20 protein-coding genes and 2 rRNA genes are annotated in these 20,973 nt (G+C 71.8%); 6 read left to right on the forward strand and 16 right to left on the reverse strand.

What is annotated here, in order from left to right; translation table 11 throughout:
* The first annotated feature begins 55 nt into the window (after positions 1-55).
* Positions 56-1,825 carry an arginine--tRNA ligase gene (argS, locus tag SRB5_RS29460; RefSeq protein ID WP_153456503.1) on the forward strand — a complete coding sequence of 590 codons (1,770 nt, stop codon included), beginning with the start codon at positions 56-58 and terminating at the stop codon, positions 1,823-1,825.
* Between the two features lie 102 nt (positions 1,826-1,927).
* Complete coding sequence (locus SRB5_RS29465; RefSeq protein ID WP_153456504.1) at positions 1,928-2,380, forward strand: hypothetical protein; 453 nt, start codon at positions 1,928-1,930, stop codon at positions 2,378-2,380.
* A 7-nt stretch (positions 2,381-2,387) separates the two neighbouring features.
* Here the strand turns inward: SRB5_RS29465 and SRB5_RS29470 are convergent, their stop codons facing one another.
* Entirely contained in the window at positions 2,388-3,671 is a 1,284-nt protein-coding gene (locus SRB5_RS29470) for an MFS transporter (RefSeq protein WP_323378696.1), read from the reverse strand.
* Positions 3,672-3,727: 56 nt separating this feature from the next.
* On the opposite strand from SRB5_RS29470, the gene SRB5_RS29475 reads away from it, so the two are divergent.
* Entirely contained in the window at positions 3,728-4,231 is a 504-nt protein-coding gene (locus SRB5_RS29475; RefSeq protein ID WP_323378697.1) for a deaminase, read from the forward strand.
* Here the strand turns inward: SRB5_RS29475 and hemB are convergent.
* The 6 genes from hemB to SRB5_RS29505 all read right to left on the reverse strand — a co-directional run bounded on the left by hemB (position 4,225) and on the right by SRB5_RS29505 (position 10,675).
* On the reverse strand, positions 4,225-5,226 hold the full coding sequence (gene hemB / locus SRB5_RS29480; RefSeq protein WP_323378698.1) for a porphobilinogen synthase: 1,002 nt from the start codon (positions 5,224-5,226) through the stop codon (positions 4,225-4,227). The genes SRB5_RS29475 and hemB overlap by 7 nt on opposite strands.
* A 121-nt stretch (positions 5,227-5,347) precedes the next feature.
* On the reverse strand, positions 5,348-7,018 hold the full coding sequence (locus SRB5_RS29485) for a bifunctional uroporphyrinogen-III C-methyltransferase/uroporphyrinogen-III synthase (protein WP_153456505.1): 1,671 nt from the start codon (positions 7,016-7,018) through the stop codon (positions 5,348-5,350).
* Between the two features lie 5 nt (positions 7,019-7,023).
* Positions 7,024-8,001: a hydroxymethylbilane synthase gene (gene hemC, locus SRB5_RS29490; RefSeq protein WP_323378699.1), complete on the reverse strand. Its 978-nt coding sequence runs from the start codon at positions 7,999-8,001 to the stop codon at positions 7,024-7,026.
* Positions 7,998-9,344, reverse strand: coding sequence for a glutamyl-tRNA reductase (locus tag SRB5_RS29495; protein WP_153456506.1), 1,347 nt, complete (start codon positions 9,342-9,344; stop codon positions 7,998-8,000). The genes hemC and SRB5_RS29495 overlap by 4 nt, the downstream gene beginning before the upstream one ends.
* Complete coding sequence (locus SRB5_RS29500) at positions 9,341-10,111, reverse strand: redox-sensing transcriptional repressor Rex (protein WP_323378700.1); 771 nt, start codon at positions 10,109-10,111, stop codon at positions 9,341-9,343. The genes SRB5_RS29495 and SRB5_RS29500 overlap by 4 nt, the downstream gene beginning before the upstream one ends.
* Before the next feature lie 288 nt (positions 10,112-10,399).
* On the reverse strand, positions 10,400-10,675 hold the full coding sequence (locus SRB5_RS29505) for a glutaredoxin family protein (RefSeq protein WP_153456507.1): 276 nt from the start codon (positions 10,673-10,675) through the stop codon (positions 10,400-10,402).
* Positions 10,676-10,802: 127 nt separating this feature from the next.
* Between SRB5_RS29505 and SRB5_RS29510 the strand changes: the two genes are divergently transcribed.
* The 3 genes from SRB5_RS29510 (at position 10,803) to SRB5_RS29520 (ending at position 14,263) form a co-directional block, all read left to right on the forward strand.
* Positions 10,803-11,747: an HAD family hydrolase gene (locus SRB5_RS29510; protein ID WP_153456508.1), complete on the forward strand. Its 945-nt coding sequence runs from the start codon at positions 10,803-10,805 to the stop codon at positions 11,745-11,747.
* A 294-nt stretch (positions 11,748-12,041) separates the two neighbouring features.
* On the forward strand, positions 12,042-12,863 hold the full coding sequence (locus tag SRB5_RS29515) for an ECF subfamily RNA polymerase sigma factor, BldN family (protein WP_323378702.1): 822 nt from the start codon (positions 12,042-12,044) through the stop codon (positions 12,861-12,863).
* Positions 12,864-13,126: 263 nt separating this feature from the next.
* The gene (locus tag SRB5_RS29520; protein WP_153456509.1) at positions 13,127-14,263 is read left to right on the forward strand and encodes a DUF5667 domain-containing protein; all 1,137 of its coding nucleotides are present in this window, start codon (positions 13,127-13,129) and stop codon (positions 14,261-14,263) included.
* 125 nt (positions 14,264-14,388) lie between these two features.
* On the opposite strand, the gene SRB5_RS29525 is transcribed toward SRB5_RS29520, so the two are convergent.
* From SRB5_RS29525 to SRB5_RS29565, 9 genes are all read right to left on the reverse strand, one after another.
* Positions 14,389-15,474: a lysophospholipid acyltransferase family protein gene (locus tag SRB5_RS29525; RefSeq protein WP_153456510.1), complete on the reverse strand. Its 1,086-nt coding sequence runs from the start codon at positions 15,472-15,474 to the stop codon at positions 14,389-14,391.
* Entirely contained in the window at positions 15,467-16,534 is a 1,068-nt protein-coding gene (locus SRB5_RS29530) for an NAD-dependent epimerase/dehydratase family protein (protein WP_323378703.1), read from the reverse strand. The genes SRB5_RS29525 and SRB5_RS29530 overlap by 8 nt, the downstream gene beginning before the upstream one ends.
* Positions 16,535-16,721: 187 nt before the next feature.
* Positions 16,722-16,820 (reverse strand): 30S ribosomal protein bS22, encoded by a 99-nt coding sequence (locus tag SRB5_RS29535; RefSeq protein WP_003948845.1) that lies wholly within the window; start codon positions 16,818-16,820, stop codon positions 16,722-16,724.
* A 118-nt stretch (positions 16,821-16,938) separates the two neighbouring features.
* Positions 16,939-17,151 (reverse strand): helix-turn-helix domain-containing protein, encoded by a 213-nt coding sequence (locus SRB5_RS29540; protein WP_194293069.1) that lies wholly within the window; start codon positions 17,149-17,151, stop codon positions 16,939-16,941.
* 128 nt (positions 17,152-17,279) lie between these two features.
* A complete protein-coding gene (locus SRB5_RS29545; RefSeq protein WP_153456528.1) occupies positions 17,280-18,107 on the reverse strand; it encodes a phosphatase in 828 nt (275 codons plus the stop codon).
* Positions 18,108-18,193: 86 nt separating this feature from the next.
* Positions 18,194-19,372 carry an acetoin utilization protein AcuC gene (locus SRB5_RS29550; protein ID WP_153456512.1) on the reverse strand — a complete coding sequence of 393 codons (1,179 nt, stop codon included), beginning with the start codon at positions 19,370-19,372 and terminating at the stop codon, positions 18,194-18,196.
* Positions 19,341-20,552: an MFS transporter gene (locus SRB5_RS29555; protein ID WP_153456513.1), complete on the reverse strand. Its 1,212-nt coding sequence runs from the start codon at positions 20,550-20,552 to the stop codon at positions 19,341-19,343. Before SRB5_RS29555 ends, SRB5_RS29550 begins: the two co-directional genes overlap by 32 nt.
* A gap of 96 nt (positions 20,553-20,648) precedes the next feature.
* A 5S ribosomal RNA gene (rrf, locus tag SRB5_RS29560) occupies positions 20,649-20,765 on the reverse strand.
* A 105-nt stretch (positions 20,766-20,870) separates the two neighbouring features.
* Positions 20,871-20,973 (reverse strand): 23S ribosomal RNA (locus SRB5_RS29565); the annotation flags it as partial.

Consider the following 20,973-nt stretch of genomic DNA (forward strand, 5'->3'; position numbering starts at 1 on the left):
ATGGGATACTCGAGACGCATATCGTGACCACCTCCCATGGAAGGGCGACCAGCCCATGGCATCCGTCCCGTCCCTGTCCGCCCAGGTCCAGCAGCGCCTCTCGGCCGCCCTGTCCTCCGCTCTGCCGGAGGCCGCCGGTGCCGACCCGCTGCTGCGCCGAAGTGACAGGGCGGACTTCCAGGCCAACGGGATGCTGGCGCTCGCCAAGAAGCTGAAGGGCAACCCGCGGGAGCTCGCCGCGCAGGTCACCGGCGCGGTGGAGCAGGCGGGTCTGATCTCGGACATCGAGGTCTCCGGCCCCGGCTTCCTCAACATCACGCTGTCCGACGAGGCGGTCCTCACCACCCTCGCGGCCCGGTACGCGGACGCGCGCCTCGGCGTGCCCACGGCCGACGAGCCCGGGACCACGGTGATCGACTACGCGCAGCCGAACGTGGCCAAGGAGATGCACGTCGGCCATCTGCGGTCGGCGGTGATCGGCGACGCGCTGGTGCAGCTGCTGGAGTTCATGGGCGAGACGGTGATCCGGCGCCATCACATCGGCGACTGGGGCACCCAGTTCGGCATGCTCATCCAGTATCTGGTGGAGCACCCGCACGAGCTGGACCACTCCGGCGCCGAGGCCTCCTCCGGCGAGGAGGCCATGTCGAACCTGAACCGGCTGTACAAGTCGGCGCGGACGCTGTTCGACTCCGACGAGGAGTTCAAGACGCGGGCCCGGCGGAAGGTCGTGGACCTGCAGGCCGGGGATCCGGAGACGCTGGCTTCGTGGCAGAAGTTCGTGGACGAGTCGAAGATCTATTTCTTCTCCGTCTTCGAGAAGCTGGACATGGAGATCCGGGATCCCGACATCGTCGGTGAGTCCGGGTACAACGACATGCTCCAGGACACCTGCCGGATGATCGAGGAGTCGGGCGTCGGCGTGCGCTCGGAGGGCGCCCTGTGCGTGTTCTTCGACGAGTACAAGGGCCCCGACGGCAAGCCCACCCCGCTCATCGTGCAGAAGTCGGACGGCGGCTTCGGGTACGCGGCGACCGACCTGTCGGCGATCCGGGACCGGGTGCAGCATCTGAAGGCGAACACCCTGCTGTACGTGGTGGACGCGCGGCAGGCGCTGCACTTCAAGATGGTCTTCGAGACGGCCCGCCGGATGGGCTGGCTCAACGAGGACGTACGGGCGGTCCAGCTGGCGTTCGGCACGGTGCTCGGGGAGGACGGGAAGCCGTTCAAGACCCGGGCCGGGAAGTCCGTACGGCTGGAGGACCTGCTCGACGAGGCCGTGGAGCGGGCGACGGAGGTCGTGCGGTCGAAGGCCGAAAAGGTCGGGCTGACCGAGGCGGAGATCGAGGAGAACGGGCGGCACGTCGGGATCGGCGCGGTGAAGTACGCCGACCTGTCGACGTCGGCCACGCGGGACTACAAGTTCGACCTGGACCAGATGGTGTCGCTGAACGGCGACACGTCGGTGTACCTCCAGTACGCGTACGCGCGGATCCGGTCGATCCTGCGGCAGTCGGGCGAGCGCAGCCCGCTCCCGCACCCGGAACTCGAGCTGGCTCCCGCCGAGCGGGCGCTGGGGCTCCACCTCGACCAGTTCGGGGAGGTGCTGGCCGAGGTGGCCGCCTCGTACGAGCCGCACAAGCTGGCCGCGTACCTGTACGGCCTCGCCTCGCATCTGACGACGTTCTACGAGCAGTGCCCGGTCGTCCGCCCGCTGCCGCCGCTCGAGGTCGGGGAGAACCGCCTCTTCCTGATCGACCTCACGGCCCGCACCCTCCACCAGGGCATGGCCCTGCTGGGAATCCGGACGCCCGAGAAGCTCTGACGCCGCCGCGCCTGTCCGGGGGGCAACCTCCGGGCAGGCGGCGGGGGTTGCCGTGTCATACCCCCTCGGCCGATCACGGGTACCGGCGTTATCTTGATCGTCATGACCACCCCGAACCCGTACGCCCAGCCCTATCCGCCCGTCATACCTGCCGTGCCGCCGCCCGCCCCACGGCGGACCACGAGGCTGTTCCTCGGGCTCGCCGTCGGGCTGGTGATCGGCGGCGGGGGCGTGGGGGCCGTCTGGGCGTTCGGTGGGGGTGACGAGGGGGTCGGTGCGGCGTCCGACGCGCGGGGGGCGTGCCGGGCGCTGGACACCTTCGAGCCGCCGGACCTGGAGCACATGAAGAAGGGCGACAAGGGCCCCGGCATCCAGCTGAACCGCCTCGGCGCGGCCACCGCCCTGGCCCAGGCGGCGAGCGACGGGGACGCCGGCTACCGGCCCCTGTACAAGTCGCTGCAGCGGACCATGGGCCTGTACTCCCAGTTCGGGAGGCTCGACAAGGAGGCCGGCGCGGAGCTCGAGAAGTCCCGGAAACTCTGCGCGGACATCTGAGCCCCGATCACGCCGCCCGGTACCGCCAGAACGAAGGCGCCGCCAGCACCAGCGCGGCCGTGGCCACGACCACCAGCCCGCCGCCCCACGCCGTCGCCGCCCCGGGGCCGATGGCCTCGCCGGCGGTGCCGTGGAGCAGGTCCGCGAGCCGCGGCCCGCCCGCGACGACCACGATGAACACCCCCTGCATCCGCCCCCGCATCTCGTCGGACGCCGCCATCTGCAGGATCGCCCCCCGGAAGACCGCCGAGACCATGTCGGCGACCCCCGCCAGCACGAGGAACCCCGCAGCCACCCACAGGTTCCCGCTGAGCCCGAAGCCCACGACCGCCAGCCCCCACCCGACGACCGACCAGATGACCATCACCCCGTGCCGCTTGGCCCGGGAGAACGTCCCGGACAGCAGCCCGCCCACCACCGCCCCGATGGGGATCGCCGCGAACAGCAGCCCGAGCGCGAACCCCTCGCCCCAGCCCGGATACCCGGTATCGGCGAGCTGCGGGAACAGCGCACGCGGCATCCCGAAGACCATCGCCGCGATGTCGACGAGGAACGACATCAGCAGCACGGTGCTGGCCGCCGCGTACCGGAAGCCCGCCACCACCTCCCGCAGCCCCGCCCTCCGCGGCGCCGCGTCCCCCAGCGGCGGCAGCGGCGGCAGCTTCCACACCGCCCACAGGGCAAGGGTGAGGGCGACCCCGTCGATCAGATACAGCCACCCCAGCCCGATCACGGGTATCAGCACACCGGCGAGCAGCGGCCCCACGATCATCCCGGTCTGCATCACGGTGGAGCTGAGAGCGTGCGCGGCGGGCAGCTCGGACAGCGGGATGAGCCGGGCGATGGAGGCGGACCTGGCGGGTGAGTTCACGGCGAAGAACGCCTGCTGGAGGGCGAGGAGCGCCATGAGCACCCACACGGACTCCAGCCCGACGGCGACCTGCACCCAGAACAGCACGGACGTGACGGCGACACCGGTGTTGGTGACGAGCATCAGCGTCCGCCGGTCCATGGAGTCCGCGACCGCCCCGCCCCACAGCCCGAAGACGACCAGGGGTATCAGCCCGGCGAGGCTGGAGTAGCCGATCCACGCGGACGACCCGGTGATGTCGTAGATCTGCTTCGGCACCGCGACGGCGGTCAGCTGCGACCCGACGGACGTCACGGCCGAGGTGGACCAGAGCCGCCGGTACGCGATGTGCCGCAGCGGCCGGGTGTCCATCAGGGCCCGTCGCCACCGCCCCCCGGCTATGCCCGCCGAACCGCCCCCGGTGTCCTTGACGCTGCCCACGGCACACACTTGCTTTCGTTAAACAACTAACTGAACCCGCCCGAGCCTACCCCGACGTGCACACAGCCCCCGGACAGCCGACGCTGGACAAGCGACCCGCGAACAAGAAAGGCCGAGGGATGCTGCTCGACGAGGGCCTGCTGATCCGCCGCACCATCGCCCTGGGCTTCCGCAGCGTCGCGGAGGGCGGCCGCCCCTTCGCCACCCTCGTCGCCCGCGACGGCGGCGTCCTGGCCGAGAGCAACGCGCAGACCGACCCCCTCCTGCACAGCGAGGCCGAGGCGATCGGCCGCGCCCGCACCCGTCTGGGCGTCTGGGAGCTCAGGGGCTGCGAGATCTACACCCTCTGCCAGCCCTGCGCGGCCTGCCTCGGCCTGTGCCGCGACGCGAAGGCGGACCGCGTGGTGTTCCTGGCGCTGCGGGAGGAGTGCGAGCCGTACTACCCGGAGGACGAGGAACCGGAGGAGTTCACCGGCTGGCTCCCGATGCTGTACGTCCAGGAACCGGACGCGGTGGACGTCTGCCGCCTGTGGGCGGCAGACCACCTGAAGCCTCAATAGTCCCTGCGCAGCCACCCCGCCGCCTCGACGGCCCAGTACGTCAACACCATGTCCGCCCCGGCCCGCGTGAAGCTCGTCAGCGTCTCCAGGATCGCCCGCTCCCGGTCGATCCAGCCCTTCTCCGCGGCGGCCTCGAGCATCGAGTACTCCCCGGAGATCTGGTACGCGGCCAGCGGCACCGTGACCTCCGCGGCGAAGGCCGCCAGCACGTCCAGATACGGCAGGCCGGGCTTGACCATCACCATGTCCGCGCCCTCGGCGAGGTCGAGCTCCAGCTCGCGCAGCGACTCGCGGAAGTTCGCCGGGTCCTGCTGGTACGTCTTGCGGTCGCCCTTCAGCGACGACCCGACGGCCTCGCGGAACGGCCCGTAGAACGCGGACGCGTACTTCGCGGTGTACGCCAGGACGGCCACGTCCTCGCGCCCGATCTGGTCGAGCGCCTCGCGGATGACCGCGATCTGCCCGTCCATCATCCCGCTGGGCCCCAGCACATGGGCGCCCGCGTCCGCCTGCACCTGGGCCATCTCGGCGTACCGCTCCAGCGTGGCGTCGTTGTCGACGCGCCCGGAGGCGTCCAGCACACCGCAGTGGCCGTGGTCGGTGGTCTCGTCGAGGCACACGTCCGACATGACGACCAGGTCGTCGCCGACCTCGGCCCGTACGTCCCGCAGCGCGACCTGCAGGATCCCGTCCGGGTCGGTCCCGGGCGTGCCGACGGCGTCCTTCTTGGACTCCTCCGGCACCCCGAACAGCATGATCCCGCCGATCCCGGCGGCGACGGCCTCGGCGGCGGCCTTCTTCAGACTGTCGCGGGTGTGCTGCACGACCCCCGGCATCGCCGCGATCGGCACCGGGTCGGCGATGCCCTCGCGCACGAACGCGGGGAGGATCAGCCCCGCGGGGTCCGGGCGGTGCTCGGCGACCATGCGCCGCATCGCCGGGGTGGTCCGCAGCCGCCTGGGCCGGATCACGGGGCCTTCAGTCAGACCGCTCACGACAGGGTTCCCTTCTCACGAAACACTGCCTCCCACCGTAACGCCGCCCGCGGGGTCCCATGACCACAAAGCGGGAGGCCGCCACCGGACCTCCGGTGACGGCCTCCCGCTTCGCGGAACCTCAGACGGTGCGGGCCTTGCGCCGCGGCCGGCGCTCGCTGGGACGGGTGACCGTCTGCCCCGCCTCCACGGCCGCCGCGCGACGCTGGGCGCCGAACTCCGCGAGGGCCTCCGCCAGCGCGTGCACGGACGGCTCGGGGGACATCACGTCCACGCGCAGCCCGTGCTCCTCCGCCGTCTTCGCCGTCGCCGGGCCGATGCAGGCGATGACGGTGACGTTGTGCGGCTTGCCGGCGATGCCGACGAGGTTGCGTACGGTCGAGGACGACGTGAAGAGCACCGCGTCGAAGCCGCCGCCCTTGATCGCCTCACGCGTCTCCGCCGGCGGCGGCGACGCGCGCACGGTCCGGTAGGCGGTGACGTCGTCGACCTCCCAGCCCAGCTCCTTCAGCCCGGCGACCAGGGTCTCCGTGGCGATGTCGGCGCGCGGCAGGAACACCCGGTCGATCGGGTCGAAGACCGGGTCGTACGGCGGCCAGTCCTCCAGCAGCCCGTGCGAGGACTGCTCGCCGGACGGCATGAGGTCGGGCTTGACGCCGAACTCGACGAGCGAGCGCGCCGTCTGCTCGCCCACCGCCGCGACCTTGATCCCGGCGAAGGCCCGCGCGTCCAGCCCGTACTCCTCGAACTTCTCGCGCACCGCCTTCACGGCGTTGACGGAGGTGAAGGCGATCCACTCGTAGCGTCCGGTGACCAGGCCCTTGACGGCCCGCTCCATCTGCTGCGGGGTGCGCGGCGGCTCCACGGCGATGGTCGGCACCTCGGAGGGGACCGCCCCGTACGACCGCAGCTGCTCGCTGAGCGACGCCGCCTGCTCCTTCGTCCGCGGTACGAGGACCTGCCAGCCGAAGAGCGGCTTCGACTCGAACCACGACAGCTGCTCCCGGCGGGCGGGGGCGCTCTGCTCGCCGACCACGGCTATCACCGGCTGGCCGCCGTCGGGCGACGGCAGCACCTTTGCGGCCTTCAGCACCTGCTGGACCGTGCCCAGGGTGGCCCCGTACGTGCGCTGGCGGGTCGTCGTACCGGCGACCGTCACCGACATCGGGGTGTCGGGCTTGCGGCCGGCGGACACCAGCTCCTTCGCGGCGGCGCAGACCCCGTCGAGGGTGGTGGAGACCACGGCGGTGCCGTCGCTGGCGCCGACCTCGCCCCACAGCTGCCCGGTCGCGGTACGGGCGTCGACGAACCGCACGTCGCCGCCCTGCGGGTCGCGCAGCGGCACCCCGGCGTACGCGGGCACGCCGACGGCGGAGGCGATCCCGGGCACGACCTCGAAGAGAATGCCCTCACCTGCGCAGTCGCGCATCAGCTGGGCGGCGCCGCCGTCCAGCCCCGGATCCCCGGCCACGGCGAGGACGACCCGCTTGCCGCCCCGCGCGGCCTCCATGACAAGATTGGCCGTACGTACAGGCGTTGGGCCCGTGGCGGGTTCACTTCCCTCGGCGTGCAGCTGCGGTGTGGCCGCCCCCGGCCGGGCGTGGGTCGTCACCACGGCCAGCACGTGCGGGTCCGCGACGAGGACGTCCGCCGAGGCCAGCGCCTCCACGGCGCGCAGCGTCAGCAGTCCCGGGTCCCCGGGGCCGGCGCCGAGGAAGGTGACGTGCCCGAGCGCGGCCCGGTCGGCCGCTCCGCCCGGCGCCGTGTTGTCGGGTGGTGTCTTGGACGGCATGGGGCTCAAAGTTCTCGCTCCCCCATCAGACCGGCCGCACCCTTGGCGAGCAGCTCGCGCGCGAGTTCGCGCCCGAGAGCCACGGCGTCGTCGTGCGACGCCGGTACGGGACCGGTGGTGGACAGCTGCACCAGGGTGGCGCCGTCGGTCGTGCCGACGACACCGCGCAGGCGCAGCTCGGTGACAGTGGCCGGATCATCCGCGTCGGCGTGCAGGTCGGCGAGCGCGCCCACGGGTGCGCTGCAGCCGGCCTCCAGCTCGGCGAGGAGGGTCCGCTCGGCGGTCACGGCGGCCCGGGTGTGCGGGTCGTCGAGCTCGGCGAGGGCGGCGACGAGGTCGGCGCGGGACGCCGGGCACTCGACCGCCAGTGCCCCCTGGCCGGGGGCGGGCAGAACCGCGTCGGTGGCGAGGAGATCCGTGATCTCGGCGCCGCGGCCGAGGCGGTTGAGCCCGGCGGCGGCCAGGACCACCGCGTCGAGCTCTCCGTCGCGTACGAAGCCGATGCGGGTGTCGACATTACCCCGGATGGGGACCGTCTCGATCCGCTTGCCCAGGGAGCGGGCCCACGCGTTGAGCTGGGAGGCCCGCCGCGGCGAACCGGTGCCCACGCGGGCGCCGTCGGGCAGCTGCTCGAACGTCAGCCCGTCGCGGGCGATCAGCGCGTCGCGCGGGTCCTCGCGTACGGGCACGGCGGCCAGCGCGAGGTCCGCGGGCTGCTGCGTCGGCAGGTCCTTCAGCGAGTGCACGGCGAAGTCCACCTCGCCGGCGAGCATCGCGTCGCGCAGCTCGGTGACGAAGACGCCCGTACCGCCGATGCTCGCGAGGTGCTCACGGGAGACGTCGCCGTGCGTGGTCAGCGCGACGAGCTCGACCGGGCGTCCGGTGATCCGCTCGACGGCCCGGGCGACCAGCCCGGACTGGGCCATCGCCAGCTTGCTGCGCCTGGTTCCGAGGCGCAGGGGCACGGTGGACTGGTCGGTCACTCGTGTCCCCCCTTCCCAGTGGATGCGTCGGCCCGGCTGACGGCCGCGACCGCCTCCTGGTCGAGGTCGAAAAGCTTGCGGAGGGCGTCCGCGTAGTCGGCACCGCCCGGGGTGCCGGCAAGCTGCTTGACCCGGACCGTCGGCGCGTGCAGCAGCTTGTCCACCACACGGCGTACGGTCTGGGTGATTTCCGCGCGGGCCCGGTCGTCCAGGTCCGGCAGCCGCCCGTTGAGGCGGGCCATCTCGGCCTCGACCACATCGGCGGCCATCGTCCGCAGGGCCACCACGGTCGGCGTGATCCGCGCCGCCTTCTGGGCCTCGCCGAAGGCTGTGACCTCCGCGGACACGATTCCGCGCACCAGGTCCACGTCGGCGGCCATGGGCGCGTCCGCGGAGGCCTCGGCGAGGGACTCGATGTCGGTGAAGTCGACGCCGGCGAGCTGGTGGACGGCCGCGTCCACGTCGCGGGGCATCGCCAGGTCCAGCACGGACAGCGTGCGCCCGGGGCGGTCGGTGAGCGCGCGGTGCACGGCCTCGGCGGTGAGGACCAGGCCGGTGGCCCCCGTACAGGAGACAGCGATGTCGGCCAGCTCCAGCTCGCCGGTGGCGGCGGTCATCGGGACGGCGCGGACGGTCAGGCCCTCGGTCGACGCGGCGAGGGAGTCGGCGAGGCGGCGGGCGCGGTCCATGGTCCGGTTGGCGATGACCAGCTCGGCCACGCCGGCCCGGGCCAGGGTGGCGGCGGCCAGGGAGGACATGGAGCCGGCGCCGATGACCAGCGCGCGCTTGCCCGCGGCCCAGCCGGGGACGTCGCGGCCGGCGGAGAGCTGCTCGAGGCCGAAGGTCACCAGGGACTGCCCGGCCCGGTCGATGCCGGTCTCGGAGTGCGCCCGCTTGCCGACCCGCAGCGCCTGCTGGAACAGCTCGTTCAGTGTCCGCCCGGCGGAGTGCAGCTCCTGCGCGAGACCGAGGGCGTCCTTGATCTGGCCGAGGATCTGGCCCTCGCCCACGACCATGGAGTCCAGCCCGCAGCCGACGCTGAACATGTGGTGCACGGCGCGGTCGTCGTAGTGCACGTACAGATAAGGGGTCAGCTCCTCCAGCCCCACCCCGGTGTGCTGGGCGAGGAGGGTGGACAGCTCGGCGACGCCCGCGTGGAACTTCTCCACGGAGGCGTACAGCTCGACCCGGTTGCAGGTCGCCAGCAGCGCGGCCTCCGCGACCGGCTCGGCGTCCAGCGCGTCCGCGATCAGCTTGGCCTGCGCGTCGCGGTTCAGCGAGACGCGCTCGAGCACGCTCACGGGCGCGCTGCGGTGGCTCAGCCCGACGACGAGGACACTCATGCCGGCATCACGGCGGGGATGTCCCCGTCAGGCCCGGTCTCGGTGGTCGGCTTCCCGGAGCCGCCGCGGGTCACGGGCCCGGCGCCCGCGTCCTCGCCGGCCTTGCGCTGCTCGTGGAACGCCAGGATCTGCAGCTCTATCGACAGGTCCACCTTGCGTACGTCCACGCCCTCCGGCACGGAGAGCACGGTCGGCGCGAAGTTCAGGATGGAGGTGACACCGGCCTCGACGAGCCGGTCGCACACGGGCTGCGCGGCGCCCGCGGGGGTGGCGATCACGCCGATGGACACGCCGTTGGGCGGGGTGTCCCGGATGATCTCCTCGAGCTCGTCGCTGTGCCGTACGGGCAGTCCGGCGACCTGCTTGCCGGTCATCGCGGGGTCGGCGTCGATGAGGGCGGCGATCCGGAAGCCGCGGGACGCGAAGCCGCCGTAGTTGGCGAGGGCGGCGCCCAGGTTTCCGATGCCGACGATGACGACGGGCCAGTCCTGGGTGAGACCCAGCTCACGGGAGATCTGGTAGACGAGGTACTCGACGTCGTAGCCCACGCCGCGGGTCCCGTACGAGCCGAGGTAGGAGAAGTCCTTGCGCAGCTTCGCCGAGTTGACCCCGGCGGCGGCCGCCAGTTCCTCGGACGAGACAGTGGGGACCGAGCGCTCGGAGAGCGCGGTCAGGGCCCGCAGATACAGCGGGAGCCGGGCGACGGTCGCCTCGGGGATGCCTCGGCCCCGGCTCGCCGCCGGTCGGTGGTTTCGGCCAGTTGCCACAGTGCTCCTGCCGGTCGCGCGCGAACGCGTCGAGTCCGGGTCGCCCCCGTGTCCGGGGCGGCCATGTGTGTCGCCCCTCCGTGCGGGGCGGCCGTGTTGACAGCAGGCTATGCCTTTGTGAACACGTGCACAAAGATGGTGTCCGTTTTGCCCGGCCAGAGTGACCGGGGTCACGCAGCCCGCCATCAGTCCCTCGCCTCCGGGCACCGTCCACACCGACATGCCCCCCGTTCGAACACAAAACGACCACGATGCTAGCCCAGGCCAGAGCCTGTCCGGGACCACACGTCAGGCGCTGAGCGCCCTGCGCAACCGCTCCGGATCGACCCTCCAGAACGTGTGCTGAGCCCCGTCCACGAGCACGACAGGGATCTGTTCCCAGTACTGGCGGTGCAGTTCCGCGTCGTGGTCGATGTCCTTCTCCTCCCAGGACGCGCCCAGCTCCCCGCATACCTGACCGACCACGGTGCGTGCTTCGTCACACAGATGGCAGCCGGACCGGCCGATCAGGGTGACAGTCCGGTCTTCGGGCTTCTTGCGGGGACGGCGGCTCAGCAGGCTCATGACCCCATTGTCACGCCTGCCGCCCGGCTTCCCCCCGACCCCGATCAGACCTTTGTTCGCCCACCCGGGACCCCTGGGTAACACCACCGACACCGGCGGGTTCCGCTCACCCCGTTATGCTCGCGGCATGGCCGCCTTTGACTGGCTCACCTCCCTCACCGGCCGCAGACGATCCGCCACCGCCCGCAGCGTGCTCGCGGGCGAGGCCGCGGCGGAGGCAGCCCGCAAGACCTCGCAGGAGCTCGGGGAGGGCGCGCGCGATACGGGAGAGGCGCGCGAGGCGGAGTTCCCCGTCCCGGGCGACACCCGCGCCGCCGCGTTCTTCGACCTCGACAACACCGTGATGCAGGGCGCCGCGATCTTCCACTTCGGACGCGGGCTGTACAAACGGAAGTTCTTCCGCACCCGCGACCTCGCCCGGTTCGCCTGGCAGCAGGCGTACTTCCGGCTGGCCGGCTCGGAGAACCCCGAGCACATGCAGGACGTCCAGGCCAGCGCGCTGTCGATCATCCAGGGCCACCGGGTCGAGGATCTGCGGGAGATGGGCGAGGAGATCTACGACGAGTTCATGGCCGACCGCATCTGGCCCGGCACCCGCGCCCTGGCCCAGGCGCATCTGGACGCCGGACAGAAGGTGTGGCTGGTCACCGCCGCCCCCGTGGAGACGGCGACGATCATCGCCGGCCGCCTCGGCCTCACCGGCGCCCTCGGCACCGTCGCCGAATCGGTGGGCGGCGTCTACACCGGCCGCCTCGTCGGCGAGCCGCTGCACGGCCCGGCGAAGGCGGAGGCCGTCCGCGCGCTGGCCGCCGCGGAGGGGCTGGACCTCGACCGCTGCGCCGCGTACAGCGACTCGGCGAACGACATCCCGATGCTGTCCCTGGTCGGCCACCCGTACGCCATCAACCCCGACGGACGGCTGCGCAAGCACGCCCGCAGGAACGGCTGGCGACTGCGCGACTACCGTACGGGCCGCAAGGCCGTGAAGGTCGGCGTCCCGGCGGCGGCGGGCATCGGCGCGGTGGCGGGCGGCGCGGCAGCGGCGGCGGCCCTGCAACGGCGGCGGCGGTAACGGGCCTTACCCCGATTCCCGGCCCCGCATTCCCCATACCACGAGATCGCCACAACACGCCATGGAACCAGGCGGTTCATGCAACATACCGATCAGATCAAGGACCCGGCTGGATACTTGATGGGTCGTCAATCGGTAAGGATTCGAACGGAACCGGTGATTTAAGCAACTAGGTGTAGCGCCTCCTGTACGAAGCGTTATTCTCCTCAGACGCACACCCGGTACCCACACGTCCCAACGACGGGTGAACGGTCCCGTACCGAACGTGATGAAAGCTCTGCCTCTGGGAGTCCCGTGTACCGATACGTCGGGGTTGACGCCTCAGGCCTGGCTGCGCTGCGAGCGCAGGTGCTTGACCAGCTCGAACAACTCTTCGCCCCGCGGTTCGCCGAGCCCGCGCTCGCCATGGCCGGCACCGCCCCCGTCTACGCCCTGACCGACGGCGGCGGGACGCCGGCGGCGGTCGGCTCCCGGCGCACCGCCGCGGCGGGCGGCGGCGGCCGGGGCCCGGGCGGCGGCACCACCGCCGTGGCCGGCGGCCGCGCCCGGCCCGAGCGTCCCGAGGGCGACGCCGGCCGGATGATGGACCTCGTCGAGCGCGCCCAGTCCGGCGAGGCCGAGGCCTTCGGCCGGCTCTACGACCAGTACTCGGACACGGTCTACCGCTACATCTACTACCGCGTCGGCGGCCGGGCCACGGCCGAGGACCTCACCTCCGAGACCTTCCTGCGCGCCCTGCGCCGGATCGGCACCTTCACCTGGCAGGGCCGCGACTTCGGCGCCTGGCTGGTGACGATCGCCCGCAATCTGGTGGCCGACCACTTCAAGTCCAGCCGCTTCAGACTCGAGGTGACCACCGGCGAGATGCTCGACGCCAACGAGGTGGCGCGCAGCCCCGAGGAGTCCGTCCTGGAGTCGCTCTCCAACACCGCCCTGCTGGAGACCGTCCGCAAGCTCAACCCGCAGCAGCAGGAATGCGTCACGCTCCGCTTCCTCCAGGGCCTGTCGGTCGCCGAGACCGCCCGGGTGATGGGGAAGAACGAGGGCGCGATCAAAACCCTCCAGTACCGGGCCGTACGCACCCTGGCCCGGCTGCTCCCCGACGACGCCCGCTGACGGGCGCCCGCCCCCAGCCGTACTCTTCCGAGGACAGACGTGGACCCCGCGACAACCGAGCCACCGGCCCCCCGGTCGGATAATCCGCGCCGCGTAACCCGACTGCCCCAGCTCTCGTTATGCGGACTGCAGGGCTCCCACGACCGCGCTGCGAAGGACGACAGTCACTCGTTCGGGTGTAAGACCGTCCGACGCACAACCCCCGGGCCGGGCGCGGGAGTCCAACGCCTGAGAACGAGAATCGAGAGGAGGTGCCGCCCGTGATGCGACCCTCGGCACAGGCGACCGCCTTCGCCCAGGCCCTGGAGGAGCCCCTCCCCCCGGAGGACCTCGAGGCGAACCCGGAGCAGGCCCAGCTGCTCGCCCTGGCGGGCGGGCTCGCGGCGCTGCCCGCCCCGGAGCTTTCGCCCGAGGTGAAGGCCGAGCAGCGGGCGATGCTCGTCGCGGCGATGGAGCGGATGTTCGCGTCCGGCGAGGGTGCGGAGACCCCCGTCGTGCCCGAGCAGCGCCGGCGCGGCAGCCATCGCGCGTCCCGCCCCCTCTCCCGCCTCAAGCCGCGCTCGCGCTGGACCCGCGGCGTGGCCATCGGCGGCCTCGGGGTCGGCGTGGCGGCGGGCGCCCTCAGCGGCGCGGCGGCGGCCAGCACGGACGCGCTGCCGGGCGACACGCTGTACGGGCTGAAGCGGGGCATGGAGGACTTCCGGCGCTCGCTGGCCGACGACGACGCCGAGCGCGGCCGGATCTACCTCGACCAGGCCTCGACCAGGCTCAACGAGGCGCGGCGGCTCATGGAGCGCGGCCGGTCCGGCGAGCTGGACGACGAGTCCCTGGGCGAGGTCCGCCGGGCCCTCGACGGCGTACGGCACGACGCGGGCGAGGGCCACCGGCTGCTGCAGCAGGCGTACGAGGCGGACGGCAAGCTGGACCCGATGCGGGCGCTGTCCGAGTTCTCGGAGAAGCACCGCGGCGGCTGGAGCGAGCTGCGTTCCCGGCTGCCGCAGCAGCTGAGCGACGTCAGCGCGGACGTGACGCAGATCTTTGACGACATAGACCACGACGTGGCGCCGCTGCAGGCGATCCTGCCGGAGGACCCGGAGACCACCGACGACACGTCCGGCGCCGACGGCACGACGGCCGAGGACCCCGGCGGCTCCGCCCTGCCGTCCGCGTCCGCCTCCCCGTCCCCGTCGGACACCCCCGGCGCCACCACGACGCCGACCCCGTCGACGTCCGCGGACCGCGACGGCCTCCTGGACAGCGGCCTCCTGGGCGGCAGCACGGGCCAGGACCCGAGCTCGACCCCATCCACCTCGGAGTCCCCGGCGCCGAACATCACGCTCCCCCCGCTGATCCCGGGTCTCCTCCCGGGACTGGGGATAAGCGGCGAGGAAGAGGAGTAGAGCGACCGAGGGCCGCCGGCACCTGCCGGCGGCCTCTCGCTTCTCTCGCCAGAAGCATTGATCCCCCCGCACGGGCGGGCGGGTGGGCACCCCCTGCGCCGAAGGCGCAAACCCACGACGCAACGCTAGAAAAAGACGGACCGCCGCTGCACCAGCAACTTGTACAACGTGTGCTGAATGGTCTCCCGCACCTGATCCGTCAGATTGAACATCAGCATCGGGTCCTCCGCCGCATCCGCCGGATAGCCGTCCGTACGAATGGGCTCCCCGAACTGAATCACCCACTTGGTGGGCAGCGGAACCGCCCCCAGCGGCCCCAGCCACGGAAACGTGGGAGTCACCGGGAAATACGGGAACCCCAGCAGCCGGGCCACCGTCTTCGCGTTACCGATCATGGGGTAGATCTCCTCCGCCCCCACGACCGAACACGGCACGATCGGCACGCCCGCCCGCATCGCGGTGGACACGAACCCGCCCCGCCCGAACCGCTGCAGCTTGTACCGCTCGGAGAAGGGCTTCCCCAGCCCCTTGAAGCCCTCCGGCATCACCCCGACGACCTCGCCCTGCTCCAGCAGCCGCTGCGCGTCCTCCGCGCACGCCAGGGTGTGCCCGGCCTTGCGCGCCAGCTCGTTGACCACCGGCAGCGCGAAGACCAGATCCGCCGCCAGCAGCCGCAGCGTCCGCCCCGCCGGATGCTTGTCGTGCACGGCGACCTGCAGCATCAGCCCGTCCCACGGCAGGGTCCCGGAGTGGTTGGAGACGACCAGCGCGCCGCCTTCGGCGGGAATGTTCTCCACGCCGCGCACCTCGACGCGGAAGTACTTCTCGTACAGCGGCCGGAGCATCGGCGTCAGCACCTGGTCGGTGAGCTCACGGTCGTAGCCGAACTCGTCGACCTCGTACTCCCCCGCGAGCCGCCGCCGCAGAAAACTCAGCCCCCCGGCGATCCGCCGGTCCCAGTCCCCGCCGAGCACCCGCTCCACCAGCCCGGGCTCGACGGCGGGCGTCTCCCCGGCCACGGGCTCCTCGGGCACCCCCGCGGCGTCCGCCTCCGGCACCGCGGCCGGCTCCGGCTCCGAGCCCTGCGCCGGTACCACAGACACCTCAGGCGCCTGCGGCGCCACCGCCCGCTTGCGTCCCGCGGCGGCCCCCCGCCGGCGCGGCTTGCGGGCACGATCGTCGTCGAAGGGTATGACCTTCGCTTCAGCCATGGTGGACGCGCTCCTTCACGGCGCCGACATCAGTAACCCCCGTCACCCCGAGCCGCGCTGCCGCGGCGTCGATGACCCGTCCCACCGACTCCGGCGGCAGCAGCCCCGGCCCGCGGCTGACCGCGAAGTCGGCGAAAGTCTCCGCGGTCGTGTACCCGGGTGTGAACCCCAGTACCTCCCGCATCCGGGTCGTTTCCACGACCCGCCCGTGCGTCAGCAGCCGGATCTGCTCCGGCGAGAAGTCCGTCATCCCCACCGACCGCAGCGCCGACCCCACCCACCGCACCGCGGGCAGCAGCACCGGCACCGTCGGCCGCCCCAGCCGCCGCGCGGCCTGCGACAGCAGCAGCACCCCGTCCCCGGCGATGTTGAACGTGCCGTCCCCGCAGCCCTCCGCGGCGGCGAGCAGCAGCACGCCGAGCACGTCGTCCTCGTGCACGAACTGCAGCCGCGGGTCGTAGCCGAGGACCGTCGGCAGCACCGGCAGCGAGAAGTACTCGGCGAGCGGGGTGTCCGCCCGGGGCCCGAGGATGTTCGCGAAGCGCAGCACGGTGACCGCGACGTCGGGCCGGCGCCGGGCGAAGCCGCGGACGTAGTTCTCGACCTCGACGGTGTCCTTGGCGAAGCCCCCGCGGGCCAGGGCCTTGGCCTGGGTGGTCTCCGTGAACACGGCCGGATCGCGGGACGCGGAGCCGTAGACGTTGGTGCTGGACTTCACCACCAGCCGCCGCACCGAGGGCGCCTTCTGGCAGGCGCCGAGCAGCTGCATGGTGCCGATGACGTTGGTCTCCTTCACCCCGGCGCGGCTGCCGCGCGGGGAGAGCGGGGTGCCCGTCACATCGAGGTGGACGACGGTGTCGACGTCGTTCTCCACCAGGACGCGTCCGATGGTGGGGTGACGGATGTCCGCCCGTACGAAATCCGCGCCGCCCAGCTCGTGCTCCGGCTCGGCGGCGTCCACGCCGACGACCCGGGCCACGCCCGGTTCCCGCTGGATCCGGCGCACCAGCCGGCCGCCCAGCTGCCGGGCGACCCCGGTGACGAGCACGGTCTTGCCCACGTCTGGCCCCCGCCCTTCCGTCGTCTCGGGACCACCGTATCCACTGGGTGTTGCGCCGTGATGTCCGCGGGCGTGCGACTCACGACACACCCCCGACGGGACACCCGGGAAAGGCCGGAAACGCAAACCGCCGCCCCAATCCACCATCGCGGTGTGGGGGCGGCGGTTCGACGGACAGCGCTACCGCTTACTTCTTGTTGCGACGCTGCACACGCGTCCGCTTCAGCAGCTTGCGGTGCTTCTTCTTCGCCATCCGCTTGCGGCGCTTCTTGATAACAGAGCCCACGTCTACCCTCGCTCTTTCGTTTCACTCGGTGCGGGGCATGGGCCCACACGACCTATGACGGCCTAGCCTACCCCTCGGGGCGGCGCACCCAGTAATCGAGGGCGGACGCGGGACCCCCCTAGGCGGATTCCACCCCCACATACGACTCGCGGAGGTACTCGTGCACCGCCTGCTCGGGTACCCGGAAGGACCTTCCCACCCGGATCGCCGGCAGATGACCGCTGTGCACCAAGCGGTACACGGTCATCTTCGACACTCGCATCAGGGCGGCGACTTCCGCCACCGTCCGGAAACGGACCTCGTTCAAAGGCCCACTCTCGCTTGCAGCCATGACACACCTGAACCTTCCGCACATGACGGGCACCGGCTTCCCCTCCGGTGACTCCTGCTCGCATGCGCGCTCTTCCCCAGAGTAGGGGCGGGTGATGCAAGTGGGGAAGAGGAGTAGCGATCGGATGGCTACTGTGACAGACACGCTCGATTGAGTACATAGCGAGTAAGCGGTCGGTAGTAATCGGACCGCACAGCGTCATCAAGCGGTACGACGACGGACAGCCGCCCCTCACGCTGCCCGACGAACAGCGCCGGGTCGTCGGCGTCCGCCGCCCCCATTGTCTCGAACCCCAGCTGACCTGCGCCACAGGCCCATCCGTGGTCCCCGACGACGAGATCGGGCAGCGGCCCGGGGCCCGCCGCGGCGGCCGCGAGAGCGGCACGCACGGGGAGCGGCGAATGCGTGTGCACACCGGCACCGGACGCGGAATCCCCCGCGCCCGGCTCGCGCAGCACGGCGACCCCGTCGACGTAGGAGAGGCGAAACGTACGTACCCCGAACCGGGTCGTTATGTCGACATCTCTACCCTCACCGGGGGTGAGGACATGGCATCCCGCCGCCGACACGGCAGTGGCCAAAGGGGCGTAGAACTCCTGGAGTCCGCCGGGGTGCCCGGTGCCGACGAGGACCGCCTCGCGGCGCCGTACGGCCGCGGCGAGGCGGCCGGCGAAGGCGTCGAGGGCGTCGATCGTCCGGTCGGGGTCGATGGTCTCGCTGCCCGAAATCCGCCCAGGATCGGGCGATACCCCGCAGCGTTCGGCCATCAGCCGCAGCAAGTCGGCCACGGACCAGTCCCGTTCGGGCTCGAGCCCGAGCAGCGCCCGTGGGTCGCGCGCCGCGAACAGAGCGTACCGGCGCAGGCTCTGATCCCGTGTGGTGGCGACACAACCCGCGATCCCGGTCCGCAGCAGATGCGCCTTGAGCGCGGTGCGCTCGTCGACGTCGGTGAGCATGAGGGCCATGCTCGCGTGATGCCCGCACGCGCCCCGGGAAATCCGCCGTTTTTCGCCCGTACGACGGGACTTGCGCTATGCGCCCGTCACGGCAGCAGCCCGCGTGAGGGGAACACCGCCCGGCGGGTGGCGCGGACCGCCTGGTCGAGGGCCGAGGCGGGGTCGTAGCCCGCGTCCCAGTGGGCGTACGAGGGGGAGATCCCGTCGGTCATCCGGCGGGGAGCGTTCACGTCGCCGGTGAGATGGTGGACCTGGAGCCGCCAGTCCTCCGGGATCTCCGTCGCCGGGTCGACGGGGGTGCCGGCGGCGATCGCGGCCAGATGCGTCCAGGAGCGGGGGACGACGTCGATGACCGCGTACCCGCCGCCGCCCAGCGCCAGCCAGCGGCCGTCGGCGTGCTCGTGCGCCAGGTCGTGCAGCGCCGCCATCACCATGCGCTGCGCGTCGAGGCTGACGGCGAGATGCGCGAGGGGGTCCTCCATGTGCGTGTCGGCGCCGTGCTGGGTGACCAGCACCTGCGGCCGGTGGTCGGCGACCAGCTCCGGTACGACGGCGTGGAACGCCCGCAGCCAGCCCGAGTCACCGGTGCCGGGCGGCAGCGCCACGTTGACCGCGCTGCCCTCCGCCCCGGGCCCGCCGGTCTCCTCGGGCCAGCCGGTGCCGGGGAAGAGGGTGCGGGGGTGCTCGTGCAGGGAGATCGTCAGCACCCGGGGGTCCTCCCAGAACGCCGCCTGCACGCCGTCGCCGTGGTGGACGTCCACGTCGACGTACACGATCCGCTCGGCGCCGAGCTCCAGCAGCCGGGCGATCGCGAGGGAGGCGTCGTTGTACACGCAGAAGCCCGACGCCCCGCCCGGCATCGCGTGATGCAGCCCCCCGGCGAAGTTCACCGCGTGCTCCACGCTCCCCCGCCACACCGCCTCGGCGCCGGCCACGGACTGCCCGGCGATGAGCGCGGACGCCTCGTGCATCCCGGCGAACGCCGGATCGTCCATGGTCCCGATCCCGTACGACCCGGTGGCCCGGTCGGGGTCGGCGGAGACGACCCGTACGGCGTCGATGTAGTCCTGGCGGTGCACCAGCCGAAGCGTCGAGTCACCGGCGGCCGGGGCGGTCACGACGCCTCCCGACGCCGCCTTGTCGACCCCGAGGGCCTCGATCAGCCGCATGGTCAACGCCAGACGGACCGGGTCCATCGGGTGCCCGGGACCGAAGTCGTAACCGGTGACCGCCTCATCCCACATCAGCTGCGCGCGCCCGCTCATGCCCGTCACCGTAGCGTCCGCCCGCGCGCCCGTAGGAACCGGCGTACACCAGGGTGGCGCAAACCAGGGCCATCGGGATGAGCATGGCGCCGCGATAGCTCCACGCCTCACCGACGGCGCCGACCAGCGGTGCGCCGACCAGGAAGCCGACGTAGTTGAAGATGTTGAGCCGCGCGACGGCGGCGTCGGACGCCTCCGGCCCCCCGTGCTCGGCGGCGAGCCGCCCCGCGGCGGCGAAGGTCTGCGGCACGATCACGCACAGCCCGAACCCGAGCAGCGTGAACCCGGCTATCCCGATCCCGGCCCCCGGGGCCACGGCCACGACCGCGAACCCGGCGGCGGCGACCACGGTCCCGGCCCGGAGCACGACCGGCGGTCCGTAACGCTGCACGGCGCGGTCGCCGAGGACGCGGCCGAGGAGGGTGGTGACCATGTAGATGTTGTACGGGACGGTCGCGACCTCCTCGGAGCTGCGCAGCACGTCGTCCAGATACTTGGCGCTCCAGTTGGAGACGGTGGCGTCCCCGATGTACGCGAACGCCATCACCAGACACAACGGCAGCAGCAACCGGAACCGCAACCCACCGGCCCCTTCCGCCTCCGGCACCGCCCCGCTCCCCGCCCGGTCCACGTACCAGCGGCTGCCGACGAGCGCGAGCGGAATGAACACGGCGACGGCCGGCCCGTAATTCACGGCCAGCGACAGATCCCAGTGCGCCCCGACCCACGCCAGCGAGGCCCCGACGATCCCGCCGAGGCTGTACGCCCCGTGGAAGCCGAGCATGATGCTGCGCCCGTAACTGCGCTGCAGACTGACGCCGAGCATGTTCATGGACGCGTCCAGGGCCCCCACGACCAGCCCGAACGCCCCCAGCGCCACAGCCGCCTGCCACATCTGGTCCCCGGCCCCGGCCCCCACGAGCGCCAGCCCCACGACGGGCTGCGTCCACCGCAACAGCACACTGGGCCTGACCCGCCGCACGGCATGCTCGGCGACGACACTGCCGACGCCGGCGAGAATCGGCACGGCGGCCAGAAAGGCAGGCAATACGGCATCATCGATCCCGTACTGGTCCTGCAACGCGGGGATCCGCGTCACCAGCAACGCGAACACGGCCCCCTGCACGGCAAACGCCACGGCAAGCGATATCCGCCCCCGGCGCAGCTCCCCATCGATCATGCGGGGAGCGTAGGCCCTGGAGTTACGGATGAGTAGCCCCTGAACGCAAAAATGCCTCAACCCCCGACCTACGGCCGGGGGTTGAGGCTAAAAATTGTTCGGCGGCGACCTACTCTCCCACAGGGTCCCCCCTGCAGTACCATCGGCGCGGAAAGGCTTAGCTTCCGGGTTCGGAATGTAACCGGGCGTTTCCCAATCGCTATAACCACCGAAACACTATGAAACTATCAAACCGGATCAACCCCACACCCGCCTATACGGGCACGAAGGATCGACGGTTCGTTGTCTCAGAACCTGCACAGTGGACGCGAAGCAACTATGGACAAGCCCTCGGCCTATTAGTACCAGTCAACTCCACCCGTTACCAGGCTTCCATATCTGGCCTATCAACCCAGTCGTCTACTGGGAGCCTTACCCCATC

The sequence above is a fragment of the Streptomyces smaragdinus genome (genome assembly GCF_009604385.1).
Lineage (GTDB): Bacteria > Actinomycetota > Actinomycetes > Streptomycetales > Streptomycetaceae > Streptomyces > Streptomyces smaragdinus.

Excerpts from the sequence above, each read along its gene's own strand:
- argS (WP_153456503.1), top strand. The coding sequence starts at position 56 with ATGGCATCCGTCCCGTCCCTGTCCGCCCAGGTCCAGCAGCGCCTCTCG.
- SRB5_RS29465 (WP_153456504.1), top strand. The coding sequence starts at position 1,928 with ATGACCACCCCGAACCCGTACGCCCAGCCCTATCCGCCCGTCATACCT.
- SRB5_RS29485 (WP_153456505.1), bottom strand. The coding sequence starts at position 7,018 with ATGCCGTCCAAGACACCACCCGACAACACGGCGCCGGGCGGAGCGGCC.
- SRB5_RS29495 (WP_153456506.1), bottom strand. The coding sequence starts at position 9,344 with ATGAGTGTCCTCGTCGTCGGGCTGAGCCACCGCAGCGCGCCCGTGAGC.
- SRB5_RS29505 (WP_153456507.1), bottom strand. The coding sequence starts at position 10,675 with ATGAGCCTGCTGAGCCGCCGTCCCCGCAAGAAGCCCGAAGACCGGACT.
- SRB5_RS29510 (WP_153456508.1), top strand. The coding sequence starts at position 10,803 with ATGGCCGCCTTTGACTGGCTCACCTCCCTCACCGGCCGCAGACGATCC.
- SRB5_RS29520 (WP_153456509.1), top strand. The coding sequence starts at position 13,127 with ATGCGACCCTCGGCACAGGCGACCGCCTTCGCCCAGGCCCTGGAGGAG.
- SRB5_RS29525 (WP_153456510.1), bottom strand. The coding sequence starts at position 15,474 with ATGGCTGAAGCGAAGGTCATACCCTTCGACGACGATCGTGCCCGCAAG.
- SRB5_RS29540 (WP_194293069.1), bottom strand. The coding sequence starts at position 17,151 with ATGGCTGCAAGCGAGAGTGGGCCTTTGAACGAGGTCCGTTTCCGGACG.
- SRB5_RS29545 (WP_153456528.1), bottom strand. The coding sequence starts at position 18,107 with ATGCTCACCGACGTCGACGAGCGCACCGCGCTCAAGGCGCATCTGCTG.
- SRB5_RS29550 (WP_153456512.1), bottom strand. The coding sequence starts at position 19,372 with ATGAGCGGGCGCGCGCAGCTGATGTGGGATGAGGCGGTCACCGGTTAC.
- SRB5_RS29555 (WP_153456513.1), bottom strand. The coding sequence starts at position 20,552 with ATGATCGATGGGGAGCTGCGCCGGGGGCGGATATCGCTTGCCGTGGCG.